General features: G+C 67.9%; 5 protein-coding genes and 2 pseudogenes. 3 read left to right on the top strand and 4 right to left on the bottom strand.

All coding sequences use genetic code 11. The features are described from left to right. The 3 genes from TY51_RS11775 to TY51_RS11765 all read right to left on the bottom strand — a co-directional run. Positions 1-302: LON peptidase substrate-binding domain-containing protein (locus tag TY51_RS11775; protein WP_042249909.1), on the bottom strand; the 302-nt coding region annotated here is incomplete at its 3' end. A gap of 3 nt (positions 303-305) precedes the next feature. Beyond that, complete coding sequence (locus TY51_RS11770; RefSeq protein WP_042249911.1) at positions 306-1,211, bottom strand: tetratricopeptide repeat protein; 906 nt, start codon at positions 1,209-1,211, stop codon at positions 306-308. Positions 1,212-1,304: 93 nt separating this feature from the next. Beyond that, positions 1,305-2,090 (bottom strand): exodeoxyribonuclease III, encoded by a 786-nt coding sequence (locus TY51_RS11765; protein ID WP_042249908.1) that lies wholly within the window; start codon positions 2,088-2,090, stop codon positions 1,305-1,307. Positions 2,091-2,205: 115 nt separating this feature from the next. On the opposite strand from TY51_RS11765, the gene TY51_RS11760 reads away from it, so the two are divergent. Then, positions 2,206-3,522 (top strand): MFS transporter, encoded by a 1,317-nt coding sequence (locus TY51_RS11760; RefSeq protein WP_042249907.1) that lies wholly within the window; start codon positions 2,206-2,208, stop codon positions 3,520-3,522. A 57-nt stretch (positions 3,523-3,579) separates the two neighbouring features. Continuing rightward, positions 3,580-4,553 (top strand): annotated as a pseudogene (locus TY51_RS11755) (glutathione S-transferase family protein). 160 nt (positions 4,554-4,713) lie between these two features. Here the strand turns inward: TY51_RS11755 and TY51_RS11750 are convergent. Then, positions 4,714-5,400 (bottom strand): response regulator transcription factor, encoded by a 687-nt coding sequence (locus TY51_RS11750; RefSeq protein WP_042249906.1) that lies wholly within the window; start codon positions 5,398-5,400, stop codon positions 4,714-4,716. Positions 5,401-5,535: 135 nt separating this feature from the next. On the opposite strand from TY51_RS11750, the pseudogene TY51_RS11745 reads away from it, so the two are divergent. Next, positions 5,536-5,975 (top strand): annotated as a pseudogene (locus TY51_RS11745) (GTP cyclohydrolase II); the annotation flags it as partial.

Here is a 5,975-nt window from a genome sequence, read left to right as displayed (position 1 = left end):
GCAAAGCCTTCCTCGACCTCCTGCAGGCGGAACCTGGAGATCGCGCCAAGCGAGATCATCATCCGCCCGTCGCCGGTCTCCGAGAATGCCACCACCCGGCCCGCGCAGCCGATGGCGGACAACCCGTCGCCCTCGGGCTGGATCATCCCGATCAGGCGGTGATCGGTCTTCAGCGTGTCGTCCAGCATCTGCAGATAGCGCGGCTCGAACAGGTGCAACGGCATGCGGGCGCGCGGCATCAGCACGGCGCCCGGCAGGGGAAACAGCGGAATGCGGTCGGGCAGGTCGAAACGCAGCGCCATCGGTCAGGCGAAGATCAGCGAGGACAGGCGGCGGCGGCCCTTCTGCCCGATGGGATCGGTGGGCTTGAGGCTGTCGAAGATCGTGATCAGCTGCGCCTTGGCGGCACCCTCGTTCCAGTCGCGGTCGCGGCGGAAGCTGTCCAGCAGGACGTCGATGGCGGCCTCCAGCTGACCGTCGGCATGCAGCGCCTGCGCGTATTCCAGCCGCGCCTGCTGATCGGCGGGATCGGCCTCGACGCGGGCGGCCAGGTCGTCCAGCGGACCGGCGCTGGCGGCCTGCTGGGCCAAGGCCAGCTTGGCGCGCGCGACCTCGATGGGGCCGGCATGGGCCAGGGGGCTGGGCACCTGCGTCAGCGTGGATGCGGCGGCGGCGTGATCGCCCGCGGCCAGATGGGCGCGGATCAGGCCGCCCCAGGCTTCGGGGCTGTCGGGCAGTTCGCCGATGATCGCGGTGAAGGTCTCGATCGCGTCGGCGGCCTCGTTGTCCTCGATCATCTGCTCGGCCGCGGCCAGGGCGTCGGCCAGGCCGCCGTCATCGCCCGACATCGCCGCCAGCTTGTCGACGAACTGCTTGACCTGGCTGGCGGGCACCGCGCCTTGGAAGGCGTCGACGGGCTGACCCTGGAAGAAGGCATAGACGGTCGGGATCGACTGCACGCGCAGCTGGCCCGCGATCGTCTGGTTCTCGTCCACGTTGACCTTTGCCATGCGGACCCGACCCTTGTGGCGGGCGACCTCGGCCTCCAGCGCGGGGCCCAGGGTCTTGCAGGGCCCGCACCATGGGGCCCAGAAATCGACGATGACGGGCACGGTCATGGACGCCTCGACCACCTCGGCCATGAAGGTGGCCTCGGTCACGTCCTTGATGAAGTCGTCGGTCTTGGGCGCTTGGGCCCCGTCGAAAAGCATGGTCATCCTGGCCCCGCATCCTTGGGTTGGCGTGTTCCCCGCAATATGGGGCCCTTGGCCGCCGAACGAAAGGGCCGGATTGCCGCGCGGCCGCTAGAGGTCGAAGCTGGCCATGACCGGGACGTGGTCGCTTGGCCCCTCCCACCCGCGCAGGGGGCGCAGGATGCGGCTGCCGTGCGCGGCCCCGGCGATGTCGGCGGTGGCCCAGATATGGTCCAGCCGCCGGCCCTTGTCGGCCGCGTCCCAGTCCTTGGCCCGATAGCTCCACCAGCTGTAAAGCAGCCCCTGCGGGATGTCCTGCCGGGTCACGTCGACCCAACCGCCCGCGTCCTGGGCGGACAGCAGATGCTCGACCTCGACGGGGGTGTGGCTGACGATCTTGAGCAGCTGCTTGTGCGACCAGACGTCGTCCTCGCGGGGCGCGATGTTCAGATCGCCCACCAGGATCGACCGGGTGGGGCGGTCGGCATGAAAGACGTCCCGCATCTCGGTCAGGAAATCCAGCTTCTGCCCGAATTTCAGGTTCTGTTCGCGGTCCGGGATGTCGCCGCCCGCGGGGACGTACATATTGTGAATGACCACGCCGTTTTCCAGCCGGGCCGCCACGTGCCGGGCATGGCCCAGCTGAGCGTAATCGCGGTCGCCCGCATCCTCCAGCGGCAGGCGGGACAGGATCGCCACGCCGTTATAGCCCTTTTGCCCGCGCGCCACGATATGGGTGTATCCCAGCTCGGCGAACCGGGTCAGCGGGATCTTGTCGACGGGCGACTTGCATTCCTGCAGGCACAGGATGTCGGGGGCCTCCTCCTGCAGCAGGCGGGCGACCAGACCCTCGCGCAGGCGGACCGAATTGATGTTCCAGGTGGCGATGGTGAACATGGGCGGGCTCCTTTGGGCGCGGACCCTAGCGGCGCCGGTCCGGCCTGTCGAGGCGCAGGCTTGCCATATGATCCCCGCGCGCTATGCAAGGGCTGTGAGGACAAGGGGGACGGCCATGAAACTGACCATCGACGAGGCGCTGACGCGCGGCGGCACGGGCCGGTTCCAGTGGCGCCTGCTGGGCATCTTTGGCCTGGTCTGGGCGGCGGACGCGATGCAGGTCATCGCGGTGGGCTTTGCCGCGCCGTCGGTCGCCGCGACATTCGGGCTGGAACGCGTGACCGCGCTGCAGATCGGGACGGTGTTCTTTCTGGGCATGTTTCTGGGCGCCTTTGCCTTCGGCCGGCTGGCCGACCGCATCGGCCGCAAATGGGTGCTGATCGGCACCGTCGCGATGGATGCGGTGTTCGGGCTGGCATCGGTGATGGCGGGCGATTTCACGATGTTGCTGGTGCTGCGGTTCCTGACCGGGGTTGCGGTGGGCGGCACGCTGCCCGTCGATTACGCGATGATGGCCGAATTCCTGCCGCCCAAGAATCGCGGCCGCTGGCTGGTCTGGCTGGAGGGGTTCTGGGCCGTGGGCACCATCGTCGTGGCCCTGACCGCATGGGCCGCCGCCAGCTGGGGCGCGGTCGCGCCGTGGCGTTGGATCTTTCTGGTCGCGGCGCTGCCGGCGCTGATCGGGTTCTTCCTGCGGTTCTGGATCCCGGAATCGCCGATGTATCTGGTCCGCAAGGGCCGCCAGGCCGAGGCGCGCGCCGTCATCGACCGCGTGCTGGCCGTGAACGGCGCGATGCCGCTGCCCGCGAACGCCCATCTGCGCCCCGCGCCCGTGCCGTCGGGGGGCGCCACATCGATCATGGCGCCGCCGCTGCGGCGCGCGACCATCGGCGTGCTGATCGTGTGGTTCCTGGTGTCGCTGTCCTATTACGGGGTGTTCGTCTGGGTGCCGGGCCAGTTGGCGACTGAGGGCTTCGGCTTTGTGCGCGGCTATGGCTTCCTGGTGATCCTGGCGCTGGCGCAGGTGCCCGGATACGCGCTGGCGGCCTGGGGGGTCGAGGCGGTGGGCCGCCGCCCCACGCTGGCCGCCTTCCTGATCCTGTCGGCCCTGGGCTGCGGTCTGTTCGCGGTGGCATCGGGCCCCGCGCTGGTCGCCACCGCCCTGATCGTGATGAGCTTCGCGCTGCTGGGGACATGGGGCGCGCTCTATGCGTTCACGCCCGAACTGTACCCCACGCATCTGCGCGGCACTGGCATGGGCACGGCCAGCGCGGTGGCGCGGCTTGGCGGCATCCTGGCGCCCAGCCTGCTGGCGGTGGTCTTTGCGCGCGGTTTCGGCCTGGCCATCGGCAGTTTCGCCGTGCTGCTGCTGTTGGCGGCGGCGGCCCTGCTGCTGATCCGCATCGAGACGCGCGACCGCGCCATTGGCTGACGGGGAACAAGGCGGCCCCCCGCCCGTTCCCCCGTCACATCACCGAAAGGATTTCACATGGGCCAGCTGGTCGACGGCGTCTGGAAGGACGAATGGTATGACACCGACAGCACGGGGGGCGAATTCAAGCGCGACACGTCCAAGTTCCGCAACTGGGTGACCTCGGACGGGGCCACCGGGCCCACGGGCGATGGCGGGTTCGCCGCCGAATCCGGTCGCTATCATCTTTATGTCAGCCACGCCTGCCCCTGGGCGCATCGCACGATGATCTTTCGCGCGCTCAAGGGGCTGCAGGACCATATCGAGGTTTCCGTCGTCCACCCGGAGATGCTGAAGGAAGGCTGGGAATTCCGCACCGATTTCGACGGTGCCACGGGCGACCGGCAGTTCGGCCTGGACTACCTGCGCCAGGTTTACCTGAAGGACACGCCCGACATGTCGGGCCGCGTTACCGTGCCTGTCCTGTGGGACCGCCAGACCGGCCGCATCGTGTCGAACGAAAGCGCCGACATCATCCGCATGTTCAACAGCGCCTTTGACGGCGTGACCGGCAACACGGACGATTTCTGGCCCCAGCCCCTGCGCGCGCGCATCAAGGCGATCAACGACCGCGTCTATGACACCGTCAACAACGGCGTCTACAAGGCCGCTTCGCCACCACCCAAGAGGCCTATGACAAGGCCGTCCACCCGCTGTTCGACAGCCTGGACGGGATCGAGGGGCTGCTGGCCGAACACCGCTATCTGACCGGCGACCGCATCACCGAGGCCGACTGGCGGCTGTTCACCACCATCGTGCGGTTCGACGCGGTCTATCACACGCATTTCAAGTGCAACCGCCGCCGCGTGGTCGACTATCCGAACCTGTGGGGCTGGGCGCGCGAACTGTACCAGTGGTCGGGCGTCGCAGAGACGGTCCACCCGGACCATTTCACGCGGCACTATTACTTCAGCCACGACATGATCAACTCGCACCGCATCGTGCCCATCGGACCGGACGCCGACTGGACCGAACCGCACGGGCGCGGCTGACCTTCGCGCAAAAAATCGCCCCGGCGCAGGGAACGCCGGGGCAGAACAGAGAGGGAGGGTTGTGGCCGTATCCGCCGACCACTGGGCTTCGGGGACAGAACGTCACATCCGGCCTTGGGTTCCCGCCAAAGTTGTCTGCGCAGAAACCCGCCGACAGGCCCTAGGCGACCAGGCGATAGCCGCCAGATTCCGTGACCAGCAGACGCGCGTTCGAGGGGTCGGGCTCGATCTTCTGGCGCAGGCGATAGATGTGGGTTTCCAGCGTGTGCGTAGTCACGCCAGCATTGTACCCCCAGACCTCGTGCAACAGCACGTCGCGCGCCACCACCCCGTCCTGTGCACGGTACAGGAACTTGAGGATGTTGGTTTCCTTCTCGGTCAGGCGGATCTTGCGGTCCTTGGTGTCGATCAGCATCTTCATCGACGGCTTGAACGTGTACGGCCCCAGCTGAAAGATCGCGTCTTCGGACTGCTCATGCGTGCGCAGCTGTGCGCGCAGGCGGGCCAGCAGGACCGGGAACTTGAACGGCTTGGTGACATAGTCGTTGGCACCCGCATCCAGGCCCAGGATCGTGTCGGCATCGGTGTCATGCCCGGTCAGCATCACGATGGGGCATTTCACGTTCAGCTTGCGCAGCTTCTTGCACAGCTCGCGCCCGTCGGTATCGGGCAGGCCCACGTCCAGCACCACCAGATCGAAAATGGCGTTCTTGGTGGCCTCGACCGCCTCGGCGCCGCTTCCGGCTTCGGTCACGTCGAAATCGTCGGTCGCGACCAGCTGTTCGGCCAGGGCCTCGCGCAGGTCTTCCTCATCGTCGACCAGCAGGATTTTCTTCAGTCCGGCCATGGTTGCCTCCTTTGCGTTGTTGGGCAATGAGGTGAGGGCTGCCGTCCCGTCCGTCCAGCGCCATGTGCGATTTCTCACATGGAGTTGTCGGATCGGTGCGTTATGTTTCAGACTGTTTCAAGAATGCGTGTCCTCATGAGCCTGATCCCGACCCTGACCGAGACCATCGCCCGCGCCCGCGCCGACCTGCGCATGGGCCTGCCGGTGGCCTTGGGCGATCATCTGGCAGCGGCGGTGGAAACCCTGTCGCCCGCGCGGCTGGCCGATCTGCGCGCGCTTGGCCCCGCGGTTCTGGCCCTGACCGGGCGGCGGGCCGAGACGCTGAAGGCGCGCGCCTATGACGGCGATCAGGCGCGGGTCAGCCTGCCCGCCGGGGCCGATCTGGCTTGGCTGCGGGCGCTGGCCGATCCGGCGGGCGATTTGATGACGCCGATGAAGGGGCCGCTGACCACCCTGCGCGACGGCGACGCGACCGCCCATCGCGCGGCGCTGGCGCTGGCCAAATCGGCGCAGCTGCTGCCCGCGATGCTGCTGGTCGCGCGCGGCCGCCGCCGGCCTGGCCTGTGCGTGCCGCC

Source organism: Paracoccus sp. PAMC 22219 (assembly GCF_000787695.1).
GTDB lineage: Bacteria > Pseudomonadota > Alphaproteobacteria > Rhodobacterales > Rhodobacteraceae > Paracoccus.
Note: the sequence above shows the minus strand (reverse complement) of the source record. Positions and strands in the feature narration are given on the sequence as shown.

Coding starts and splice junctions, on each gene's coding strand:
- TY51_RS11770 (WP_042249911.1), bottom strand. CDS start 1,211: ATGCTTTTCGACGGGGCCCAAGCGCCCAAGACCGACGACTTCATCAAG.
- TY51_RS11765 (WP_042249908.1), bottom strand. CDS start 2,090: ATGTTCACCATCGCCACCTGGAACATCAATTCGGTCCGCCTGCGCGAG.
- TY51_RS11760 (WP_042249907.1), top strand. CDS start 2,206: ATGAAACTGACCATCGACGAGGCGCTGACGCGCGGCGGCACGGGCCGG.
- TY51_RS11750 (WP_042249906.1), bottom strand. CDS start 5,400: ATGGCCGGACTGAAGAAAATCCTGCTGGTCGACGATGAGGAAGACCTG.